Consider the following 21,319-nt stretch of genomic DNA (forward strand, 5'->3'; position numbering starts at 1 on the left):
CGTCGGACAAGAGCCCCCTCGGAAGCGGTGCCTTTGCGGGCCATGAGTTCCATCACACCGATGTGCGCCTTGCGGATGATACAGAGTATGCATACCGGCTGACACGGGGGAAAGGTATCAAAGACAATCTGGACGGAGCGGTGTGCAGCAATACCATTGCAGGATATACGCACCTGCACCCGTCCTCTGTACCCGGTATGTTCCAGACATTTACCGACCGGTGCCGGTCCGAAAGATAACCAACCGAACGTCCGCGACTGCGGTCAGGGCATCGGCCGGATTTCGCATATTTTTTTGATCGCAAACCATTTGAATTCCCGGACGGTATACTACTGTATGCTGATTTACCTGAACGGAGCATTTGTCCAGGAAGAGGACGCGAAAGTTTCCGTCTTTGATCATGGTCTGCTCTACGGAGACGGCGTTTTTGAAGGCATCCGTGCCTATAACGGGCATGTGTTTCGTCTCCAGGAACATATCGACAGAATGTGGGATTCTGCAAAGACCATTGACCTGAAGATACCCATATCAAAAAAAGAGATGACCGAAGTCATCCTTGAAACACTCAGGAAAAACGATCTTAAGGATGCCTACATACGCCCGATCATCACCCGTGGAGTCGGTGACCTTGGGCTTGACCCGCATAAATGCAGCACACCAACGATCATTGTGATTGCGACGGGATGGGGTGCCATGTATGGTGACCTCTATGATAAGGGGCTGACCGCCATCACCTGTTCAATCAGAAGAAACCCGGCAGAATCCCTGCCACCGAATGTAAAGAGCCTCAATTACCTCAATAATATCATGGCAAAGATTGAGGCCAATTACAAGGGTGGTGACGAGGCCATCTTCTTTGATACCAACGGCTATGTCGCTGAAGGCTCCGGCGACAATATATATGTGGTGAAGGACGGAGTCATCATTACACCGGACACGCTGAATAATCTCAGGGGCATTACCCGTATGGTGCTCCTTGAAGTGGCTGACGAACTGGGCATTCCGGTAGTTGAGCGGAACATGGGATACTTTGATCTCTATACCGCGGATGAGGTCATCGTCACGGGTTCCGCTGCCGAGGTGGCACCGGTAACTAAAATTGACGGCCGGGAGATTGGCACCGGAAAACCGGGCCCGGTTGTCAAACAGCTGATGGCCGGATTCAAAACCAAGACAGAGACAGAGGGGACTCCGATCTACTGACCTCTTTCTCCTGATTTTCTCAGACATTTCTTTCAATTTTCTCTGGATTTACTCCGGCATTTCTATTCGGAATTTCAATTCGAAAAATATATATCCAACGGGCCCGTATATATTCAGGCACAACTGTGCCCACTGCTGATATAGTGTAGGGGCCAATCATGCTGGCCTTTTACGCCAGCGACTGGGGTTCGAATCCCCATATCAGCATACTGTTCTAACATTTTCATTTTGTTGTTTTTTGCATTTGTCAATGGATTTTAGGAATTTATTGCGGATGATGGGATTATGATTTGCTTGTCAAGTTTGAGATAATTCCCATTCCTTTTGAATATTAGCTGAAATCTGAAAAAGAAAAGCCTAAGTTAGAACCCGTAAACAGTGGATAATTTGGATAGCCCAACATCAATTTTAAAATTTGATGCGAAATTCATTATTTTTTCAGCTATTCCAAGTTCTATTTCATTATCCGTTTGATCAACCATATTAATACTACCAATATTTACTGCAAAATTTATGTTTAAATTTACTGTTATACTGATGTATATGGCTATCACAAATATTACTGCCACCCTTTTGGGGGTCCTAACAGATCAATTTGTATTTATTATTCATATAAATTCCCTTTCAAAAATAAGGCGATATCAATTTGTTATGTATGAATACTAAAAATATACCGGGTCATTGCCCCTTACTCTTCTTAATGGGCTTGCATACAGATCATCATTCTTTGGATTAATGGGCCTTGTTGTCACTGGCAAGCTAAAAATCCCCAAGTGTGCCGGTTTAAATATCCACAAAAACCAAACCTCGGTTGACCACTTCAGAGGTTTGGCAAATGTTGAACATGGAGGTATTTTTTATGATTCGGGACATTGCCCACGACGTGGAACGGGAAAGAGACTGGAAAAACGTAAGCAAAATTTCCAGGAGAAGCGGATTTGACCACACGTTCCGCAGATCCCCTTTCAACAATAGTATTTTCCATACCCCCCACCCAATAGCCGCAATATCTTCTTCGATTCATTATTCAGATTTGCAATCCGTTTTATTCTCTGCGTTCTCTCAACAAATGAAAACTCTCCCACTCTCCTGAACAGAAAGAAGATCCCCTTTATCGTTGGTCTCTGAGTCTGCCTCTTCGTCTGGCCAGTGACCGTTTCACCGGATCGTTCCCGTTCTCTTCTCAGCCTGAACTCAGTCATCGGACAGATGACAAAACAGATCCATTATATTGCTATACCAAAGAGGGAAAATATATGAAAAATGAAGAATTCTTCGGCGTGAACTACCACGCCCTTTAGGGCGTGGTAGTTCACATAGCGTTCAAATAACACATCCTGCGTTTCTGCGACCCGGAAAAACGCGTCCACACAGAAGCCCGGAGCGGGCCGATCTCAGTCGAGACAACCGATAACGTCCTCCCAAAATATCCGACAATCACGACCCCTTATTAGTCCGCAATCAACCGTCATTTCATCAAATAACAGGCATTACAGCCATCATTTTCCGGCAGCAAAAATGAGCAGAAAATACGCCCGTTCTGCCCCCCGATTCCCCAACAGAGTGGGTCAAAGAGGGTGGAAAAAGGGTGACAATATTCTCATTATGGTTCAGCCGCAGCACTGAACAATTCTGTATCCTCACGTGATTTCCGAATCGGAATGATAATTAATTGGCATATTGAAATGACAATATGGAAAATACTGAAAACGGTGATTCCTTAGCCAAATATGGCTTGTTGATCCTTTCCATCGCACTTGCCACCTTCATGGCATCTTTGGACGGAACCATCGTAAATATTGCCCTGCCGACAATATCGGCAGCCTTTGATATATCGTCCAGTACGGTAAGCTGGGTATCCACCGCATATCTTTTGGTGATGGCAGGATGTGTCCTGATATTTGGAAAGATATCCGATGTCATCGGATTTAAAAAAATATTCCTGTCAGGATTTGTTATATTCACCCTGGGATCCTTTCTCTGCGGATTTTTACCTGAAATTATTGATTCATTTTATGTCTTAGTCGGATCACGCATCATCCAGGCAGTCGGCGGTGCCATGATCTCAGCCATAGGCCCGGCGATGATCACCACATTCATCCCCATGAGTCTCAAGGGAAAGGCAATGGGCATTATCATGACCATTGCTGCACTGGGTACCGCCCTTGGACCGACCATTGGAGGATTTTTAACACAGTATATGTCCTGGCACTGGATCTTCTTCATCAACGTGCCAATCGGAATTATCGCGGTAGTTCTGGGAACAAAAGTCATCCCCGCCACAACCGCCCGTGGCGATTTGTCCGGCTTTGATAAAAGCGGAGCCGCCCTTATCTTTGTCGGCCTTGCATCCCTCCTCTTTGCCGTCTCAGAAGGAAACGCACTGGGCTGGACATCTCCTGTCATTGCAGGAACGTTCATCCTCGCAGTAGCATCACTGGGATACTTTGTCTGGCACGAACTGAAGTCAGCCGACCCCATCCTCGAACTCTCACTGTTTAAGAACAGGAATTTCCTTCTCACGAACCTGATCCTTTCCCTCGTCTTCTTCAGTTATTCAGGCATCAATTATCTGCTCCCGTTTTATCTGGAATACGTCCAGGGATTCGACACATCCTCGGCAGGCCTGATCTTAACCTCACTCTCGTTTGCGATGATGTTTGCAGGCATTCTTGCAGGGGCAGTATTCAATAAAACCGGTGGAAAAGTTCTTTGTATTGTCGCCGCTTTCGCCCTCGCAGCAGGGTATTTCCTGATGACAAAACTCGGTGTTGATACCACCCTCGGGTTTGTGGTATTATGCCTGCTCACCATCGGCTTCGGCCTGGGCCTGATGGTCACCCCCATATCAAATATGATCATGAATTCTGTTTCCAGAAACCATCAGGGCATGGTATCAAGCCTGACCAGTCTGGAGCGTTTCGCCCCCATGACTATCGGAATTGCATTATTTAACCTAGTATTTATCCAGGGAATGACAACCATTGCAGCCCATCGGGGTGTCACCCTGGATGCCCCCGTAAACATCAGGATGTCAGTCCTTGCCTCAGGATTTGATCTGGCATTCTTTGTCGCATTTATCTTCGGCATCGTCATCCTCATACTGACATTTATTGTGCGACAGGAGATTCACCCGGATTTTGCACATGATGCAGAAAAAGAAGAACCCGTAACAGGACTCATCTGAAAATTCTTTTTTTATCCGTAGAGGAACCGATTCCGGGGTATATCACCCGTTACCGAAAAAATCCCTTCACTCTTCAGACTCGCATCTTTCCTGAAGATAGTGGATAACATCGGCAATATCTGACCGGTCAATCAGGGAAATACCATAATGCCGTGCGATCATATTTCTGACCTTCTCTGACTCAATCCATCTGTTATCAAGGGCATTGATCAGATCATCGATCTCTTTGATGTGGGGCAGAATTTTTTCAGTCAGTTCACCGCACTCGAGATCAATGATACTCAGAATGATCTGAAGGGGATTTCGGACATGGTCATTTAAGACAGCAAACTGTTCCATATTCTTGTCAATCTGTAAAAATGCCTCTTTTTTCATATTTTCAAGAACATAATATTCAGTCGTATCCCTTAGGTAGAGTACAGACTGTTTAAAGACACCATTTTCAATAATTGGCAGATTCCGCAGAGAATAGATCGCAAATTTACCGTCATGGCGGTATTTAATGTCTTCTTCAAAAGATTCGCTTGATAAAATGAATCTCCAGAAATCAGTCCCCCTATCAGAATAAAAAAAAGGAGCCATTATTTTCAGATCCATCCCCTGAATCCGCCCCTGTATTCCACTATTCCGGCACAGCGTCTCAAACGCATCGTTGAAAATAATTACATGAAACGATTCGTCAATTACCACAAGAATATCATGGAGCGCATTTATCGTCGTTCGGTATTGAAATTCAGAACGCCTGATTGCCGCCTCCATCCCCTCGCGTTCGGTAATATCACGACATACAACAGTTAAATAGCGGTCTTTATTAAAGCGGGCTGAACTAACACTCAGTTCCATCCGTATCGTCTGGCCATCCCTCGCAGACACCTCTGCCCGGATAATCTCAGACGTCTGCATAACAGATTCCATGCCTGCAACAACCTGATGAAGCCTTTCATTGTCCGCTACATCAAAAATCGTCATTTTCAGGAGTTCCTTACTGGTATACCCAAGCATTTTCTCAGCGCGGCTGTTCGCATCAATAATCCGGCCGGAAGTGGGTTCAAGAATAAATACAATATCAAGGGTGCTGTCAAGTGCAGCCCTGAATCGTTCCAGTTCTTCCTGTTTATACTGAAGCTGTGGATAATAACTCTTTTTAACAGAGGCTTCACCAAACCCGATAATACGGTTTCTGATCTCTTTGAGATCTTCCTCATACTGTTCTTTTTTGTTTGTCATTTCCACGCACACCAGTCGCCATGAACGAATCAGGGATCAAGATATTCGCTTACCTAATAAATGTTTCAGGTTTGTGAACTACCACGCCCTAAAGGGCGTGGCTTCCTGCTTCATTGACAACACTTGCATCACAGAAACGTGATGCAGGGGCATTGTCTCCACGGGCATAAAGGGCTGTTCCATCCCTATACGACAGATATTTACTGCCGCATTATAATCACGGTTAGCAACGAATCCACAATCAGGACATTCGTGAACCCTATCGGATAACGTCTTTTTAACAATTTGAGCACATCTGTGTTGTATTTTTTGGGTTGACTTTGATGAGTTTCGTACCAGCACTTTCAGCCTTATACGAGAGATAAGAAAAGAATCTTCCCCATGCTACACTGTGGATGCTCCTGTGCATACCTGTATTGTTGTCTTTCTCCTTCAGTCCCCTGACATCCAGATTTTCAACACAAATCGTGGCATATGTATCGACATACTGACGGGATAGTTTGTGCAGGAAATCATTCCTCTGGTTGGAGATGTGTTCATATACCTTGTCCAGTCTGCTCTTTGCTTTCTTCCAGTTTTTTGAGAACCGATTCTTTCTTGCAACACTCTGCTGTAATTTTTTGATCCTGCCCAGAGAATGTTCATAGAATCGGGGGTTCTCGACCACCCTGCCGTCGCTATCGACACAATACGCATTCAGCCCGACATCAATACCGACAGACCTGCCACATTGTTTTGTTTCAGAAACTTCCTGTTCGGCCTGAATAATTACATACCATCCATCACCAGAGCGGGTGATCAGAATACCTTTCACTGTCCCGATATATGGTCGGTGCATCCTGACCCGGACTGTACCGATCTTCGAGAACGTGATGGAGTTGTGTTCTCTGTCGATCCTGAATCCGGACTGATTGTAGTTAAGAGTCCGGTATCGGAATGCACTCCTGAAACGGAGTTTCCCAACCTTTCGCCCCCTCTGTTTTGTCTGTGACAGGGCGGCAATATTGCTCCATACGGTATAATTGACCATCTGGAGCACTTTAGAGTAGACTTCTTTTAGTGCAGGATTCTCATCTTTTAGTGTCACTATCCGGGCCTGTGTTTCCTTCTTCTTCAGAGGCACACCACAAGCCCGTGCCTCATTACATTCTTCCAGAAGTTTATTGTAGAGCCACCTACAGGTATCAAGTGCTACATTCAGTTGCGTCTCTGCAACCGGACCTGGATATGCACGATACTTGTAGGAAACGATCATTCATTTCTCCGTTTGAGAATCAACGTAATCTTTCAGAACATCAAGACTAACCTGACCCGATGTTGCAAGGAAATATGAGGGAGACCAGAATGCATTGTCCCACAGAAATGACTGGATTTCAGGATATTCCTGACGTAATTTCCGTGATGATACCCCTTTGATAACATTGACAACATTCACCAAATTGGTTTTCGGGGTTGCTTTGAACAACAAATGATAATGATCTTCTGCGGGTTCGTGAGCCACAATTTCAATGCCTAATTCGTTTGATAAGTCCCACACTATATCTTTGAGGCGTTCCCGAATTTCATCAGAACATAATGCTTTTCGCCGATATTTTACCACCACCACCAAGTGATAGTGAAGGGCATAGACCGAATGTGCTGACTTATCAAGTTTATACTTCATATTGGATGTGAGCATATAACTACAACCAACCTAATGTATCTATCGTAACGACGAAGGGGCGCCGCTTTCATCCCCGGCCTAAAGACCGGGGACTTCCAGCTCTGTCCCTTCACCCCGCCCGTTAAAAAAAAGAGTTCAGGCAAGGCCTGCAATACCATCAAAGTCAATCTGGTTGTTGAAGACGGTCAGGTATTCAGGTTTGCCGTTTTCTATCATGACGTAGACAAAGAACCGGTCATTAATGCTGACAATCTCAGTATAATCATCATCCTCAAGATCTTCAATAAAATAGGCAGGATACCCGTCGACAGTCCCGGTATACATCTTCATCTCAGGGGTCTCAATGGTCATCTGCGCAGTCCACATCCCATAATACCCGGCACCCTCAATGCCCCTTGTGTCCTGAATTACAACAGTTCCTTTGACGCTGTCATCAGACTTCAGGGTATAATCAGCATACGCCTGACTCCATGACTCTCCGCTATAGGTCATCGTCGCCCCATCCTTTTCCCCGACAATCCAGTTATTGGTCATGGTCGGGAGGTATTCCATCATGGCAGTATAATGGACCACTTCACCCGACGCTGGTGCCTGAGGAGAAGACTGCGCCGTTGTCGCTGCTGTCTGTGCAGGCGTTGCTTCACCGCCTGCTGAAGAGTCATCCGTACACCCGCACACACAGCATACTGACAGGAGCACGACAATACACGCTGCCAGTTTCCATCCAATCCGAATATCTTTCAGAATACTCACACCTCCTTACGGAACACCCCGAGATAAGCGATACTCATTAATTATAGTATCTGTCTCATCCGGAACCTCGCATCATTTTTGTAGTTCCCCCGCATACCTGAACCCATGACCGGACAGCGCCAGTTTACATACTATCCATCTGATTTCGGGATCATTCCTGTCGATGTCTGCCATATGGATTTGACGTTTGATATCTACGATACCCGGACCGTGGTTCATTCGCAGATGAAACTCAGGGCACATGGCACATTGATTGAGACCATTACCCTGAATGCAAAAAACCTCAATGTAACAAGTGTCTCCAGCCCCGGACGGGAGGTGTCATACACATATGACACCGAAAAAAGCCTGCTCTTCATTCACTTCGCACAACCGATACAACCGGATGAGGTCTTTGATGTTTACACAGAGACCGTCTGCCATCCGACCTCACATGTGCTGGAAGGTCTCTATTATGACGTCACTCCTGAAGGTGCCCCGCCCCAGCAGATCACCCAGTGCCAGCAGTGGGGATTCCAGCGCCTTGTGCCCTGTATCGATGATATGACGGCAAAATGCACATACACCACCACCATCATCGCTGACAACCGCTACACAACTCTCATCAGCAATGGTGACATTACGATTCCCCGCCATCCGGTAGCAGACGGCCGTGACAGCATCACCTACGACAATAGTGTCACACCGATGGCGCCCTATCTCTTCTTCCTTGGTGTCGGGACATATGAGACATTCGCCCGCCCGTTTGAATACCCGGACGGCAGCGCATTCACTCTCGAACTGCTGGGGCCGCCCGGGACAGATGCTGCACTCGCAGAAAACGCACTGGAAATTCTTGCAGACAGCATCCTGTGGATCTATCTCTTTACCGGCCCGGATTCATATGCAGCTCCTGAAACACGGCAGGAAATCTACCGCCTGTCAGGGGAACGGGACCGCCTGATACGGACCGGAGCACCTGATGATGAAGTACGGGCCATCCGTTCCCGTCTCCTTGAGATGGATGCGACAATAACGCCCGGATACCAGTATACCGGCACCGTCTACCGTGAGATCGGGATGCAAAATTCCGACTTCGGCGGCATGGAGAATGTGGGCAATACCACCATCACCACCAACCGTCTCCTTGCGTTTCCGGACGCAACAGATGGTGCATTTGAGTATCTGATGCGCGTAAAGGTGCATGAATTCTACCATAACCTGAACGGGTCGGAAGTGACCGGCATCAGCCCCTTTGAGATCTGGCTGAATGAGGCGGTGACCGTCCATATTGAGAATGCCTATCATGCCTTCCATTTTGGTGAAGACTATAACCGTCTGGAGACTGTCCTCAACCTGCTCTCGCCTGCGGGCGGCACGCTCTTCTTTGACGGCGGGGCAGGTGCCCTGCCCATTGAACCCGAGGGATTTAATGACCCGAATGAACTTATTACCGGTGTCACCTATGTCAAGGCCCCGGAGTTTGCCCGGATGATCGAGACCCTGACAGGCAAAGAGGCATTTGCTAAAGGGCTTGCCCGGTATCATGCACGCTACCAGCACAAAAACGCATCCCGAAACGACTGGATACATGCAATCGAGGAGGTGTCCGGCCAGAATATTACGGATTTTGCAGACAAATGGCTGACGCAGACCGGCTACCCGGTCATCAAGGCTGCACACCGGTATGATGCAGCAAAACAGGAACTGACACTCTCATTTTCCCAAAGAGAACGGTCTGACAAAAAGGAATGGGAGATACCTGTCACATACGCGGTATTCAGTCATTCAGGAGAGAAGACGGCCTCAGGCTGTTTCCGGATGAATACGCCGGACCACACCATTGTCATTGCAGAACAGGATGAACCTGCCTTCATCTCCCTGAACCGCGGGGCTGCCTTCTACGGCAGGCTTGCGTATATGCCCGGTCCTGAGGCACTCTGTCTCCAGGCAAAACTGGATGATGACATCACCAGCCGGTTTCTGGCATTCACGCAACTCTGTGAGACAGAAATTATCCACCTGATGGAAGAGACCGGGGCAGCAGTCAGCAGTGCTCTCACCGACCTTATTGCAGACCTCTTCTCTGATGAAGCACTTCTTTCAGAGGCAGGCGGACTCTTTCTGACCATCTTTGACGCCGTGGGAGACGAACGCTACGCACACCGGTATGCTGACCTCTACCGGGCACGCAGACAGCTGATAAAAGCTACGGCAGAACGGCACTTTGCCCTCATATCTGCAGTCTACACTGCATATGCAGCAGATGTCCCCTGCCCCGACGGTATTGCAGGCGATGTCGCCCGTCTGAAGCGGCGGCAGGTAAAAAACACCGCACTCCTCTTCCTCGCAGCCATGGACACACCGGAAGTGCACGACACACTCATTCGCCAGTACAGGGAGGGGACGACGGCAACAGACAGGGTCATGGCATTTGGTCACATTGTGAACAGCAGCTGTGCTGAGCGTGCAGCGATTATCCGTGACTGCTACGAAAAATCACGGAACAATCCCGTTGCCTGGGAGACATATCTGGGCTCTCTTGCGGGCATTGCGTCAGCGGCAGATATCGGGCTCATCCGTGATGCGGCAGCGTCTGTTAGTTTCAGTCTTGAGATGGCCAATGACCAGCGGGCACTCTTTGGCAGATTTGCACAGAACAAAAAGATCTCTCTTGAGACACCGGAGGGAAGAGCCCTTATCGAGGAAATTCTCATCACGCTTGCACCGGTCAATGAGTACAGCACCGGCAACATGCTTGCCGTATTCGGCAACATTGACCGGATGAAAGAAGAACACCAGGCACCGCTCATTGAGATTCTGCTGCGGGTGCTGGATGCAACGGACCCGCAGCAGACCCCTAGTGTGTATAACACTGCCCGAAGAATCCGTGCCGCATCACCTGCGGCAACAGCCGTGTGGGAGAGAGAAAACGGGAAAAAGATCCCAAAAAAGTATACATAATCAGGCCAAAACGCCACTTTCAGGCACTGGATCTCCGGCAGATCAAAAAACAATAAGTATCTCCCAAATGATAGGATGAGGTATGACGGATGACTGTAATGTACTGGTTCCGCTTGATGTACCGGAATCGGCAAAGGCCACCTATATCGATAACTACCTGTTAGTCACGCAGGGCTCAGGCAACCTGATGCTCTTTGCCGGTGACCAGAAGGTGGAACACCTGAACGATGACTTCTATGGCGAAGGCATCGCAGCGGATGACGCTGACCCTGAACACCTCTTCAGGATTGCTCAGGAGAGCAGAATTGGTGTCTTTGCAACCCAGCTGGGTCTCATTAACCGCTACGCGATGGACTACCCCGATATCCCGTATATCGTCAAGATGAACTCCAAGACCCATCTTGTCAGGACCGCCCAGAAAGATCCCTATAGTCCACAGCTCTTCACCGTTCAGCAGATAGTAGATCTGCGTGACCGCACCGGCCTTGATATTGCGGGCATCGGGTACACCATCTACCTGGGCAGTGAGAAAGAGGCACTGATGCTGCGTGATGCGGCACGGCTCATTGCAGAGGCACACGCCCACGGTCTTTTGACCGTCCTCTGGATCTATCCGCGGGGGGCTGCTGTCGGTGACGAGAAAGACCCGCACCTCATTGCAGGGGCGACCGGAGTTGCCGCAACACTGGGCAGTGACTTTGTGAAAGTCAATGCGCCGAAAAAGGACGGTGCATCCTCGGGTGCGATGCTGAAAGAGGCAACAATGGCTGCCGGCAGGACAAAGGTCATCTGTGCAGGCGGTTCGAGTGTCTCAGCAGAAGGATTCTTAAAACAGCTCCATGACCAGCTTCACACCGGCGGATGTGCGGGGAATGCAACCGGGCGTAACATCCACCAGAAGTCACTGGACGAAGCCGTGCGGATGTGCAATGCCGTCTCTGCACTCACGATTGATGGTGCCTCTGCTGAGGACGCACTGGCGATTTACATCGGAACAAAGGACTAATCAGATCCTTTTTTTTCAGCGTCTTCATCAGGGAAGAGACATTTCACACGCCCTGCAACCGCTGACCTTCATTCATGCAGTTCCAGGCAGACCGGACAGTGGTCTGATCCATAAATATCTGTCAGAAGCGATGCAGCGGCAACCCTGTCCACCAGTGCCTCACTGACAAAGAAATAATCAATCCGCCAGCCGACATTCCGTTCCCGTGCCCGCGATTTCAGGTCCCACCACGAGTAATGCCCGCCATTCTTTTCAAACAGACGGAAGGTGTCAGCAAACCCGACACCCACAAGCCGGTCAATCCATGCACGCTCCTCCGGCAAAAAACCCGATACCTTTGCATTCTCCTTTGGGCGTGCAAGATCAAGCCCGGTATGGGCCGTATTGACATCACCGCAGATGATGACATCTCTGCCGCTCTCCACCTGTGCCACTGCATCCCTGAGACAGGCGTCATAGAAATCCATCTTGTAGCTGAGGCGCTCTCCGGATACCTTGCCGTTTGGGAAATAAATATTGTACAGCAGAAATTCCTGGTGTTCGGTGATGAGAATTCTGCCCTCCGTTCCAAAGCGGGAGTCAGTAAAGTCTGTCCTCACAGATATCACTTCATCGCGGGAGAACGTGGCCACTCCGCTGTATCCCTTCTTCTCTGCCCAGGAAAAATACGAGAAATACCCGTCCGGGTGGCGCATGCTGCCGGTCAGCTGATCCGGATGCGCCTTTGTCTCCTGCAGGCAGAGTATATCCGGCTGTTCATTTGTGAATACATTCTGCAGGTTTCCCTTTCGCCCCACTGCCCGTATGCCGTTCACATTCCACGAAATGATTTTCATTCTCTCATCTCCTCCTGCATATCTGAAGTATTTCTCACCGCAAATTACCTGACAGTGCCCGTCACGATTTGACAATCACAGTCTTTGAACGTAGATAGGGTTCAAAGGCACCCGACCCGTTCTCTCTCCCCGTCCCGCTCGCCTTCACGCCCCCGAACGGCACATCCGGGGGGAGTCTCAGGTGCTGGTTCACCCAGACAATACCTGCATCAAGCTGTGATGAGGCTGTCATTGCTGTTTTAATGTCGCGGGTCCAGACCGAGGCGCCCAGGCCGTAACGGCTCGCGTTTGCGATTCTGATGGCATCGTCCAGATTATCCGCAGAAATGACCGGCAACACCGGCCCGAATACTTCGGTCTTCAGAAGCACCGAATCCCCGGGAACGTCTGCCACAATGGTTGGTTCATAGAAGAATCCCTTCTCGTAATGCGCACCATCCGGTATACCACCGCCGCATAGCAGGGTGCCCTCACCGGCAGAGAGGCATGCATCCATCATTCTGCAGATGTCGTCACGTGCCGGTGCATTGTTCAGCGGCCCCATGCCCACACCCGGCCGGCTGCCGTCTCCCACCACAATACCCGCTGTCTTCTCGCAGAGGACGCGGGTAAACTGCTCTTTGACGGATGCATCAACGATGACCCGTTTGACTGCCGTGCAGGTCTGGCCGCAGTTATAGAACCGGCCGGCAACGGCACCTGCCGCTGCCGCATCGATATCTGCATCACGGCAGACGATCATTGCATCACTGCCGCCCAGTTCCAGGGTGACCGGCACACCATTATTCCCGACAGCCCGCGATACCTCAACGCCTGTCTTCGTGTCGCCGGTAAACGAGAGATGGCCCAGGGAGGGTGTGGCTGCAAGGGCAGCACCGGCCGTATCTCCACTGCCGGTCACCACCTGGAGCACTCCTTCAGGAAGACCGGCAGCCTCCATCATCTCTGCAATCCGCAGGGTTGTAAGGGGTGTGGAACTCGCCGGTTTCACCACGACAGAATTGCCCGCGACCAGTGCCGGACACACCTTCCATGCAAAAATTAACACCGGCATATTCCACGGTATGATCGCACCGCAGACACCGACCGGTTCTTTGAGGACATAGGCAAGGCCGTACGACGAGAGCGGCAGGCACTCCCCCCTGACAGACCCGGAGACTGAATGATAATACTCAAGGACATTCGCACACCCCTGTATCTCGTTTCGTGCCTCACGCAGTGGTTTGCCCTGTTCTGCAGTCAGGAGGGCGGCAAGTGCGTCCGTCTGCGTTCGGATGATCCGGGCTCCTTCACCAAGTGTCTTCCCACGCTGCCGGGGGTCCCGCTTTGCCCATCCGGCCTGTGCAGCCTCTGCTGTGTCAACGGCAGCAGCCACTGCCGTTTTTCCTCCCGCAGGCACCTCACCAACCAGACCTCCGGTGGCAGGATTTACCACCCGGATAGTCTCACCTGACAAGGCACTTCCACGAATATATTCCTCTCTCATTGAAATCCCGGTCCTGTATACTACTGCCTGCTCTGCAATAAAAAATATCCAATAACAGGGGAAAATTCAGTTATTCAATAAATGTCCCTTCGGGTTCGGCGTCCACGTCAAACTCATCCAGAAACGGCATCATGCCTTTGATATACGGGATAACACGGGACCCGTCCCGGCGTTCTGAAACCTCAATGATGGTAATCATCAGGGGGAATTCCTTTAAACGGGAGAGAAACGACGGATCGTTATCAGCACCGAATTTTATAAAGGAATTTGCCAAAACAAACGGGCGGTTAAACTCATCAGCCCCGGCAAAATCCTTCAGGTCAGCTTCATAGGTCGAGGTTTCTGCGAGATCCTTCTCAAAGTAGATCACCGCTTCAACCCCAAAGGCATCTGCAATCTCCCCCAGTTTCCGGACATCTGCCTTGTGTCCAGCGGTTATCCCAAGGGTCTGCATCTTTTCTGTGACACTCTCCCCGGCAATATTATTCCATGACTGCTGCTTCTTCATCGCATATTCTCCATATTAACAGGTTAAACGGGATGCATACATGAAGATACCTCTTCTGAATTTTTCCATTCCAAAAGATTAAGTGCCCGGACACATATTGGGAACCATACCAGGACGTGACAAAAAATGCCGGAATTTGGATCACCATTCTCAGGAATGAAAGCTGACAGGAAACTGACCGACGAAGAACTCATCCGTGCGATACGCTTCATGGTTTCAGCAGAGTATGAGGCCATCCAGCTCTATGTCCAGCTTGCAGAATCGACAGACAACAAACTTGCACAGGAAGTGCTCCGCGACATCGCAGACGAAGAGAAGGTGCATGCCGGTGAGTTCCTCCGCCTGCTTCATCACCTGGCGCCCGATGAGGAGTCCTTCTACAAAGAGGGATACGAAGAAGTTGAAGAAGAGATTGAAAAACAGAAATAACCTTTTTTACCGTTCGGAAAGTTCCTGAAACCGCCGGACAGAGACATCAAGATATTCACGGCTGACATCAGAGCCGATGAACCGCCGTCCGTGGGAGACAGCGGCAATGCCTGTGGTCGAACTGCCGGTAAAGGGATCTACCACCAGATCACCGGGGTTTGTCGCAGCAAGGATGATCCGGGTCAGCAGGGCAAGCGGTTTTTGTGTCGGATGTTTCCCGTGGGACTTCTCCGCCTTGCGCGGTGCAGGCACCGACCAGACTGAACGCATCTGTTTCCCGTCGTTTTTGAGCGTATCCCCCTCGTGCCACTCTCCCCCTTTCATCACCTCATAATTGAATGTATGCCGGGCTTCAGGCGATTTACGTGCCCATATAATCGTCTCGTGGCTTGCCGTGAAGTATCTTCCCGAGAGATTCGGCGGTGCGTTCGGCTTGAACCAGCAGATGTCATTTAATATATGAAATCCCGCACTCTGCAGGGCATACCCGCATGCATAGATGGAATGATAGGTCCCTGATACCCACAGGGTCCCTTCATCCTTTAGCACACGCCGGCAGGCAGCAATCCAGTCCTGGTGGAAAGATAAATCATCTGCAAATCCATTGGAGGCATCCCACTCGCCCTTATCCACCGGCACACGCCTGCCGCCCTGACAGGTAAACCCGCCGTTGGAGAGATTATAGGGAGGGTCGGCAAAGATCATATCCACCGATGATGCAGGCATGCTCCGCAGAAGGTCTCTGCAGTCAGTGCAGTAGAGTGCAGCCCCCTCCCGCTGGTAATACGGGGAGAGCGGAGTAATGTCCATATCTATAATAATCTACTGCATACTGCCATAAAAACGTGCACCAACGGAAGATATACCCCCGGGTGAAAATCTTCATGGAATATACTCACTATTATTTTCATTCTCCGCCGGTTTCGCAACGCTGATGTAGTTTATCGGGAATAGTTACGGTGCTATGAATGAGTGCTATGCAGGGAATGTACAGGACATGATGAAACTGATGGCGACCACCATCTCATCGACTGCCGACTCTCTCTCGGATGAAGGGGTTGGACAGTTCATCGATGAACTGCTCAGTGCCAAACGGATTTATGTGATGGGGGCAGGCAGGTCAGGTCTCGTCGCCAAGGCATTTGCCATGCGGCTGATGCATCTTGGGTTGCATTCCTATGTCGTCGGTGAGACAATCACCCCTGCCATGAAAGAAGGCGATACTATTGTGGCCTTCTCAGGGTCAGGGGAGACAAAGTCCATCGCTGAACTCTGTGAGACCGCCAAATCCATCGGCGGGCGGCTCTGCCTGGTGACATCAAAGAAAGACTCACGCATCGGACGGGTTGCAGACTGTGTCGCTGTGATAGAGAGCCACCGCGATGATGTCAAAGATGAATCGGCTGAGTATGATGTGAGGCAGATGCGTGGGGAACACCGTTCCTTTGCACCCCTGGGCACCATCTTTGAGACAACAGCCATGGTATTTTCCGACGCCATCGTATCTTCGATTATGGAAATAACCCAGTGCGAGGAGAAGGACCTCAAAGGCAGACATGCAAACATAGAGTAGGTGAAGAGATGGCCACATATACAGGACGGATTTCACAGCGCGTACGGGATGTCGAGATGTCAGGCATCCGAAAATTCTTCCAGGCTGCTGCACCCGATGCTGTTAATCTTGGCATAGGTCAGCCGGATTTACCGACCCCGGAGCATATCAAAGAGGCGGGGATTGAGGCGATACGAAACAACCACACCGGCTACACCTTTAATTACGGCCTGCCCGAACTGCGCGAGGCAATCTGCAGCAAACTCGCACGGGAGAACGGCATCTCCCACATCCCCGGTGAAGTGATCGTCACTGCCGGTGCCGGAGAGGCGCTCTATGTAGCAATCACCACTCTGGTCAGGGAAGGGGAACGTGTGCTCTTCCAGGACCCCGGTTTTGTCTCATATGAGGCATGCACGGTGCTTGCCGGCGGCAGACCGGAAGGTGTCCCCCTGACACCGGACCTCCGGATTGACGTGGAGGCGTGCAAGGAACAGATGGACGGTGCCCGTGTCTTTGTGCTCAACTCACCTGGCAATCCGACAGGGACAGTGGAGGATGAAGAGACCATCCGTGCCATCGTTGAGTACGGCAATGACCACGGCGTCACCATCATATCAGATGAGGTCTACGAACACTTCGTCTATGACAAAACGCATTACAGCGCCGCCCGCTACGGGGATGACGTCATCACCATCAATGCCACCAGCAAGACCTATTCAATGACTGGCTGGCGCCTCGGGTTTATGGCAGGCCCTGATGAAGTGATCGAAGAGGCCATTAAGGTGCACCAGAACTGCCAGACCTGTGCGACGTCCATCTCCCAGTATGCGGCACTTGCGGCATACACCGGCGACAACGCATGTGTCACAGCGATGCGGGAGGAATACCGCATCCGCCGGGATATGCTCTACCAGGGCCTGAAAAACTGCGGATTTACCTTCCCCAAACCGGATGGCGCATTCTATATGTTCGTCCCGATGGAACCGGAGACATTCCATGCCATCATTGATGCAGGTGTCGTCATCATCCCGGGTGACGCATTCGGCGAACGGTCTGCAGGATTCGCGAGGTTCAGTTACGCAGCCTCACGAAACGATATCAACACAGCACTCGAACGCATTCAGACAATATAGAAGGACAGTGAATTATATGGTAAAAGAACTCCTCAAAAAACTATCAGATGCCCACGGACTCTCCAGCTACGAAGGTTCCGTGCGTGAAATTATCAGAACAGAACTCGAAGGCCATGTGGATGAATTTACGGAGGACGCAATGGGCAACCTCGTTGCCATCCGGCGTGGCGGTGACTTTAAAGTCATGGTGGCGTCCCACATGGATGAGATCGGCCTGATGGTCCAGTACATCGATGATGAAGGATTCATCCGGTTTGTCCCTATAGGCGGATGGTTTGGCCCGGTACTCTACACCCAGCGGGTCGTCCTCCACGGCAAGAAGGGAGCTGTGACAGGCGTCATCGGCGCAAAGCCACCGCACATTCTCACCCCTGAAGAGCGGAAGAAAGAGGTGAAGATAGATGATTTCTTCATCGATATCGGTGCCACATCCGCCGAAGACGTCGCAAATCTGGGCATTGAAATCGGCACACCGGTCACCATTGACCGGGAGTTTACCGAACTTGCCAACAACCGGGTCACGGGCAAGGCGCTTGACAACCGTGTCGGTGTGGCACTCCTCATCAAGGCACTCAAAGAGACCACCAGTCCCCACACCATCTATGGTGTCTTCACGGTGCAGGAAGAACTCGGCCTGAAAGGGGCAAAGGTCAGTGCATTCACACTTGACCCGGACTGTGCGATAGCAACCGACGTGACCATACCCGGCGACCACCCGGGCGTCACCAAGAAAGAAGCAAGCCCGGTGATGGGCAAAGGGCCGGTGCTGGTTCTTGTCAGTGCACAGGGCCGTGGCCTGATGGCCGACTGGAAACTCGCCGGCTGGCTCCGCGAGGCAGCAGATGAGGCGGAGATTCCCTACCAGCTGGAGGTCGGCACCGGCGGCAATACGGACGCCACCATCATCCACCTTGTGAGAGGTGGCATTCCGAGTATCCCTCTCTCGATTCCCGCACGCTACATCCACTCTCCGGTGGAGGTCGTTGACATCGGGGATGTGGAGGCAGGAGTCAGCCTTCTCCTTGCAGCCCTGAAACGGGACAGCCCGTTTGCCTGAAATATCCCCCTCAAATTCTCTTTTTTTCCGGAATACATTCCTGCTGGCTGAAGGGGATTTACCATCATGTGAACTACCCCTGAGCTAAAGACCAAGGGGTTTTACGCTTTCCTTATAAATAGCATATAACCCAGGTTTGTCACTTCAGTCAATTTTCTCTGATTTTGGCAAAATAGAATTTGACAGTTCCAGGTATTTGAAATATTTTCTCTCAAAATATCGGCTCTGTAGAAATGCTACGAAACGAAAGAATACATCCGCACATGAGCAAATCATCAGATGAATATCGGAAACCAGATTTATACTGCATCACCCCTGTTTTTTACCCCTCATTGACCCCCTGCGTTTGGGAATCCAAGGGTAAAACTGCCGTATTTTTTGCTCATTTTTCATGCGGGAAAAATACCGCTGCAATGCCTTTTATTTGCGAAAATTACGATTTCCCGGGGACTATTAAGGGGTCGCTATTGTCAGATATTTTTGGGAGGATAGATAGGTCGTCTCGGCTGAGATCAGCTCTCTCAGGGCTTCTGTGTGGACGCAATATTTCCGGGCGCAAGCCTGTTTTGGGGTTATTTAACCATTTCTTAATCATATAATGGGATTTTTGCCCAGACGAATGTGAATTGTATGCCGTAGCTTGCAGGAGTCAACAAACAGCACATCTGGGTGAGATTGCCCCCGGAAAAAATCTGCATTACATGGTTGAGAGACCTACGATGAAATTCTGGTTTCTTAGAGGATTTCTACGGGCCATTTTACCCTCAAATCTAACCCAACTGTCAAATTTAATTTTGACTTTTTTGGAGATTTTGGAGCATAAAGCACCTCCATGAACCAAGTAGCAAACTTAGGATACAAAAAACCCCGGCCGGAAAAATACTGAAAGAAGTAGTTATATTAAACAATATGACATATTCTTTGATATGACAATAGAGGGAGTGAATGAACCTGTGGCAGTTTATTCCCGACCGAGACCCTCCCCCCGCCTTGAAACCATACGGATGGTGGAAGACTTTATCCGGGAGTGGAGTGGCCATTACAAGCGGCGTGCATTATGGGAGCATCTTCCGAAAAAGATGATGTATCAGACGTACAAGGAGATCATCGAATACCTCCTTGCCTCAAACAAAATTGCGATTGACGCCGAAGGACATGTCGGGTGGATCTTTGACTGCAACCTCTATGAGAAATATGCACAGAGGCCTGATCTCAGGGTCAGGTGACCACGATTTTCACTGGCATCAGTAATAAACGGGTTATTCAGAAACGGGTTTTGTTCCAATGAGATGCATTCTGTCTTTTGCTGATGAAAAAATAAAAGCCGAGTGGGACAGGCTGAATGTATCCGGCAGGGGAGAAGACAAAGAACTTGTTTCAATGCTGAACCGGGCTTTTGATGCTCTTGAAGCCAACTGTCACTCCGGGGTTTACATTCAGAAGAAGGCTCTTCTCCATATTTCTGAAGTCTGAATTTCACTATATTTTGTTGCATCCTAAACTACAAACGGAGCAGGGGGGGGTGCTTGCCCACCCCCCTGCGACTCATCACATTTCAGGGGGAGGGACCAGGGGAGGGGGACTTTTCCCCCTCCCCTGCTAATGATCTCATGCATTAATTGAATCCGCACGTTTGTCTGATCTTCAAAATGAAATAGTCAAGGTCTTGAAATCCATATGCAGCCCGCTTTATGACATTAATCTTGTTGTTGAAACCTTCACTTGCAGCGTTTGTATATCCGAAGTCAAAATAATTCACAATTCCATCAAAATGACGTTTAATTGTCTTTATTGCTGGCAATAGCTCTTTGATTCCAGATTCCTCGACATTGTCCATCCATTGCACCAGCCTCAAAACTGGCATACAGTGCCTATTGTCACCTTCAAAAATGTCTAAAAACTGTTCTTTCAGGATATACGCTTTAAATAATTCTTCATTTTGTTCCAACAATTCTTTCAGATCCTCACTTTTTTCTTCAGGAAGATTGCTTCTCTTATAAAGAAATACAAAGCGTTTTCTTTTCATATTGGATTTTTTTTCAGGATCAGCCGCATAAAAGATCCGTTTCCGAATCTTATCCAGAGGGTCATTCACAATTTTGACAAGATGAAATTTATCGAAGATAATTTTCGCGTTAGTGTGCTGTCCTACACTGTTTATGTAAGGCTTCCACATGTCCATACAACATGTTTCTATCTCTTTTGATCTATCCAGACCAAGTTCTGCAAAGAATTCCATACGTCATCGGTTAAGGAATATTTCCACTGGAAACCCCTATCCAGCCACTCAAAGATCGGTCAATAATTTTCTGCACGTACTCATTCGGTACCTA

At 49.5% G+C, this 21,319-nt stretch carries 20 protein-coding genes, 1 tRNA gene and 2 pseudogenes; 12 read left to right on the forward strand and 11 right to left on the reverse strand.

The genetic code is table 11. The annotated features are described in order from the left end of the window. From MKMG_RS05805 to MKMG_RS05815, 3 genes and pseudogenes are all read left to right on the forward strand, one after another. Positions 1 to 239, forward strand: a pseudogene (locus MKMG_RS05805) (Ni-sirohydrochlorin a,c-diamide synthase); the annotation flags it as partial. 97 nt (positions 240 to 336) lie between these two features. Continuing rightward, positions 337 to 1,203, forward strand: coding sequence for a branched-chain-amino-acid transaminase (gene ilvE / locus MKMG_RS05810; protein WP_165076522.1), 867 nt, complete (start codon positions 337 to 339; stop codon positions 1,201 to 1,203). A 134-nt stretch (positions 1,204 to 1,337) separates the two neighbouring features. Continuing rightward, positions 1,338 to 1,410 (forward strand) — tRNA-Lys (locus MKMG_RS05815). A 155-nt stretch (positions 1,411 to 1,565) separates the two neighbouring features. On the opposite strand, the gene MKMG_RS05820 is transcribed toward MKMG_RS05815, so the two are convergent. Both MKMG_RS05820 and MKMG_RS05825 read right to left on the reverse strand, forming a co-directional pair. Next, positions 1,566 to 1,772 (reverse strand): hypothetical protein, encoded by a 207-nt coding sequence (locus MKMG_RS05820; RefSeq protein WP_165076524.1) that lies wholly within the window; start codon positions 1,770 to 1,772, stop codon positions 1,566 to 1,568. Between the two features lie 396 nt (positions 1,773 to 2,168). Beyond that, on the reverse strand, positions 2,169 to 2,405 hold the full coding sequence (locus tag MKMG_RS05825) for a hypothetical protein (protein WP_165076525.1): 237 nt from the start codon (positions 2,403 to 2,405) through the stop codon (positions 2,169 to 2,171). 491 nt (positions 2,406 to 2,896) lie between these two features. Here MKMG_RS05825 and MKMG_RS05830 point away from each other — a divergent pair, with 491 nt between their 5' ends. Beyond that, complete coding sequence (locus MKMG_RS05830; RefSeq protein ID WP_165076526.1) at positions 2,897 to 4,390, forward strand: MFS transporter; 1,494 nt, start codon at positions 2,897 to 2,899, stop codon at positions 4,388 to 4,390. Positions 4,391 to 4,456: 66 nt separating this feature from the next. On the opposite strand, the gene MKMG_RS05835 is transcribed toward MKMG_RS05830, so the two are convergent. The 4 genes and pseudogenes from MKMG_RS05835 to MKMG_RS05850 form a co-directional block, all read right to left on the reverse strand. Beyond that, on the reverse strand, positions 4,457 to 5,617 hold the full coding sequence (locus MKMG_RS05835; protein ID WP_165076528.1) for a PAS domain-containing protein: 1,161 nt from the start codon (positions 5,615 to 5,617) through the stop codon (positions 4,457 to 4,459). Between the two features lie 78 nt (positions 5,618 to 5,695). After that, positions 5,696 to 6,872, reverse strand: a pseudogene (locus tag MKMG_RS05840) (RNA-guided endonuclease InsQ/TnpB family protein). Then, a complete protein-coding gene (gene tnpA, locus MKMG_RS05845) occupies positions 6,873 to 7,280 on the reverse strand; it encodes an IS200/IS605 family transposase (RefSeq protein ID WP_165076529.1) in 408 nt (135 codons plus the stop codon). It lies immediately after the preceding pseudogene. Between the two features lie 135 nt (positions 7,281 to 7,415). Further along, positions 7,416 to 8,033 (reverse strand): hypothetical protein, encoded by a 618-nt coding sequence (locus MKMG_RS05850; RefSeq protein ID WP_165076530.1) that lies wholly within the window; start codon positions 8,031 to 8,033, stop codon positions 7,416 to 7,418. A gap of 105 nt (positions 8,034 to 8,138) precedes the next feature. Between MKMG_RS05850 and MKMG_RS05855 the strand changes: the two genes are divergently transcribed. Next, positions 8,139 to 10,976: a M1 family metallopeptidase gene (locus tag MKMG_RS05855; RefSeq protein ID WP_216842877.1), complete on the forward strand. Its 2,838-nt coding sequence runs from the start codon at positions 8,139 to 8,141 to the stop codon at positions 10,974 to 10,976. Positions 10,977 to 11,058: 82 nt separating this feature from the next. Beyond that, positions 11,059 to 11,982 (forward strand): aldolase, encoded by a 924-nt coding sequence (locus MKMG_RS05860; protein WP_165076532.1) that lies wholly within the window; start codon positions 11,059 to 11,061, stop codon positions 11,980 to 11,982. 68 nt (positions 11,983 to 12,050) lie between these two features. Here MKMG_RS05860 and MKMG_RS05865 read toward each other — a convergent pair whose 3' ends face one another. From MKMG_RS05865 to MKMG_RS05875, 3 genes are all read right to left on the reverse strand, one after another. After that, positions 12,051 to 12,818 carry an exodeoxyribonuclease III gene (locus MKMG_RS05865; RefSeq protein WP_165076533.1) on the reverse strand — a complete coding sequence of 256 codons (768 nt, stop codon included), beginning with the start codon at positions 12,816 to 12,818 and terminating at the stop codon, positions 12,051 to 12,053. A gap of 61 nt (positions 12,819 to 12,879) precedes the next feature. Then, complete coding sequence (locus tag MKMG_RS05870; protein ID WP_165076535.1) at positions 12,880 to 14,304, reverse strand: aldehyde dehydrogenase; 1,425 nt, start codon at positions 14,302 to 14,304, stop codon at positions 12,880 to 12,882. 70 nt (positions 14,305 to 14,374) lie between these two features. Then, positions 14,375 to 14,812 carry a hypothetical protein gene (locus MKMG_RS05875; protein WP_165076536.1) on the reverse strand — a complete coding sequence of 146 codons (438 nt, stop codon included), beginning with the start codon at positions 14,810 to 14,812 and terminating at the stop codon, positions 14,375 to 14,377. A gap of 156 nt (positions 14,813 to 14,968) precedes the next feature. Here MKMG_RS05875 and MKMG_RS05880 point away from each other — a divergent pair, with 156 nt between their 5' ends. Next, complete coding sequence (locus MKMG_RS05880) at positions 14,969 to 15,241, forward strand: ferritin family protein (protein ID WP_254059105.1); 273 nt, start codon at positions 14,969 to 14,971, stop codon at positions 15,239 to 15,241. A gap of 6 nt (positions 15,242 to 15,247) precedes the next feature. Here the strand turns inward: MKMG_RS05880 and MKMG_RS05885 are convergent, their stop codons facing one another. After that, complete coding sequence (locus MKMG_RS05885; protein ID WP_165076539.1) at positions 15,248 to 16,051, reverse strand: site-specific DNA-methyltransferase; 804 nt, start codon at positions 16,049 to 16,051, stop codon at positions 15,248 to 15,250. A 154-nt stretch (positions 16,052 to 16,205) separates the two neighbouring features. Between MKMG_RS05885 and hxlB the strand changes: the two genes are divergently transcribed. The 5 genes from hxlB to MKMG_RS05910 all read left to right on the forward strand — a co-directional run bounded on the left by hxlB (position 16,206) and on the right by MKMG_RS05910 (position 20,459). Beyond that, positions 16,206 to 16,814 carry a 6-phospho-3-hexuloisomerase gene (gene hxlB / locus MKMG_RS05890; RefSeq protein ID WP_165076541.1) on the forward strand — a complete coding sequence of 203 codons (609 nt, stop codon included), beginning with the start codon at positions 16,206 to 16,208 and terminating at the stop codon, positions 16,812 to 16,814. Positions 16,815 to 16,822: 8 nt separating this feature from the next. Beyond that, the gene (locus MKMG_RS05895; RefSeq protein ID WP_165076543.1) at positions 16,823 to 17,929 is read left to right on the forward strand and encodes a pyridoxal phosphate-dependent aminotransferase; all 1,107 of its coding nucleotides are present in this window, start codon (positions 16,823 to 16,825) and stop codon (positions 17,927 to 17,929) included. Positions 17,930 to 17,945: 16 nt separating this feature from the next. Next, positions 17,946 to 18,986 carry a M42 family metallopeptidase gene (locus tag MKMG_RS05900; protein WP_165076544.1) on the forward strand — a complete coding sequence of 347 codons (1,041 nt, stop codon included), beginning with the start codon at positions 17,946 to 17,948 and terminating at the stop codon, positions 18,984 to 18,986. Positions 18,987 to 19,912: 926 nt separating this feature from the next. After that, positions 19,913 to 20,212: a hypothetical protein gene (locus MKMG_RS05905; RefSeq protein ID WP_165076546.1), complete on the forward strand. Its 300-nt coding sequence runs from the start codon at positions 19,913 to 19,915 to the stop codon at positions 20,210 to 20,212. A 58-nt stretch (positions 20,213 to 20,270) separates the two neighbouring features. Then, positions 20,271 to 20,459, forward strand: coding sequence for a hypothetical protein (locus MKMG_RS05910; protein WP_165076547.1), 189 nt, complete (start codon positions 20,271 to 20,273; stop codon positions 20,457 to 20,459). A gap of 142 nt (positions 20,460 to 20,601) precedes the next feature. Here MKMG_RS05910 and MKMG_RS05915 read toward each other — a convergent pair whose 3' ends face one another. After that, positions 20,602 to 21,225 carry a transposase gene (locus MKMG_RS05915; protein WP_165076549.1) on the reverse strand — a complete coding sequence of 208 codons (624 nt, stop codon included), beginning with the start codon at positions 21,223 to 21,225 and terminating at the stop codon, positions 20,602 to 20,604. Positions 21,226 to 21,319 lie beyond the last annotated feature (94 nt).

The organism is Methanogenium sp. MK-MG (assembly GCF_009914725.1).
GTDB lineage: Archaea > Halobacteriota > Methanomicrobia > Methanomicrobiales > Methanomicrobiaceae > Methanogenium.

Excerpts from the sequence above, each read along its gene's own strand:
- MKMG_RS05910 (WP_165076547.1), top strand. The coding sequence starts at position 20,271 with ATGAGATGCATTCTGTCTTTTGCTGATGAAAAAATAAAAGCCGAGTGG.
- MKMG_RS05895 (WP_165076543.1), top strand. The coding sequence starts at position 16,823 with ATGGCCACATATACAGGACGGATTTCACAGCGCGTACGGGATGTCGAG.
- ilvE (WP_165076522.1), top strand. The coding sequence starts at position 337 with ATGCTGATTTACCTGAACGGAGCATTTGTCCAGGAAGAGGACGCGAAA.
- MKMG_RS05830 (WP_165076526.1), top strand. The coding sequence starts at position 2,897 with ATGGAAAATACTGAAAACGGTGATTCCTTAGCCAAATATGGCTTGTTG.
- MKMG_RS05905 (WP_165076546.1), top strand. The coding sequence starts at position 19,913 with ATGACAATAGAGGGAGTGAATGAACCTGTGGCAGTTTATTCCCGACCG.
- MKMG_RS05825 (WP_165076525.1), bottom strand. The coding sequence starts at position 2,405 with ATGACTGAGTTCAGGCTGAGAAGAGAACGGGAACGATCCGGTGAAACG.
- tnpA (WP_165076529.1), bottom strand. The coding sequence starts at position 7,280 with ATGAAGTATAAACTTGATAAGTCAGCACATTCGGTCTATGCCCTTCAC.
- MKMG_RS05880 (WP_254059105.1), top strand. The coding sequence starts at position 14,969 with ATGAAAGCTGACAGGAAACTGACCGACGAAGAACTCATCCGTGCGATA.
- MKMG_RS05915 (WP_165076549.1), bottom strand. The coding sequence starts at position 21,225 with ATGGAATTCTTTGCAGAACTTGGTCTGGATAGATCAAAAGAGATAGAA.
- MKMG_RS05885 (WP_165076539.1), bottom strand. The coding sequence starts at position 16,051 with ATGGACATTACTCCGCTCTCCCCGTATTACCAGCGGGAGGGGGCTGCA.
- hxlB (WP_165076541.1), top strand. The coding sequence starts at position 16,206 with ATGAATGAGTGCTATGCAGGGAATGTACAGGACATGATGAAACTGATG.
- MKMG_RS05875 (WP_165076536.1), bottom strand. The coding sequence starts at position 14,812 with ATGAAGAAGCAGCAGTCATGGAATAATATTGCCGGGGAGAGTGTCACA.
- MKMG_RS05855 (WP_216842877.1), top strand. The coding sequence starts at position 8,139 with ATGACCGGACAGCGCCAGTTTACATACTATCCATCTGATTTCGGGATC.
- MKMG_RS05900 (WP_165076544.1), top strand. The coding sequence starts at position 17,946 with ATGGTAAAAGAACTCCTCAAAAAACTATCAGATGCCCACGGACTCTCC.
- MKMG_RS05870 (WP_165076535.1), bottom strand. The coding sequence starts at position 14,304 with ATGAGAGAGGAATATATTCGTGGAAGTGCCTTGTCAGGTGAGACTATC.
- MKMG_RS05835 (WP_165076528.1), bottom strand. The coding sequence starts at position 5,617 with ATGACAAACAAAAAAGAACAGTATGAGGAAGATCTCAAAGAGATCAGA.
- MKMG_RS05860 (WP_165076532.1), top strand. The coding sequence starts at position 11,059 with ATGACGGATGACTGTAATGTACTGGTTCCGCTTGATGTACCGGAATCG.
- MKMG_RS05865 (WP_165076533.1), bottom strand. The coding sequence starts at position 12,818 with ATGAAAATCATTTCGTGGAATGTGAACGGCATACGGGCAGTGGGGCGA.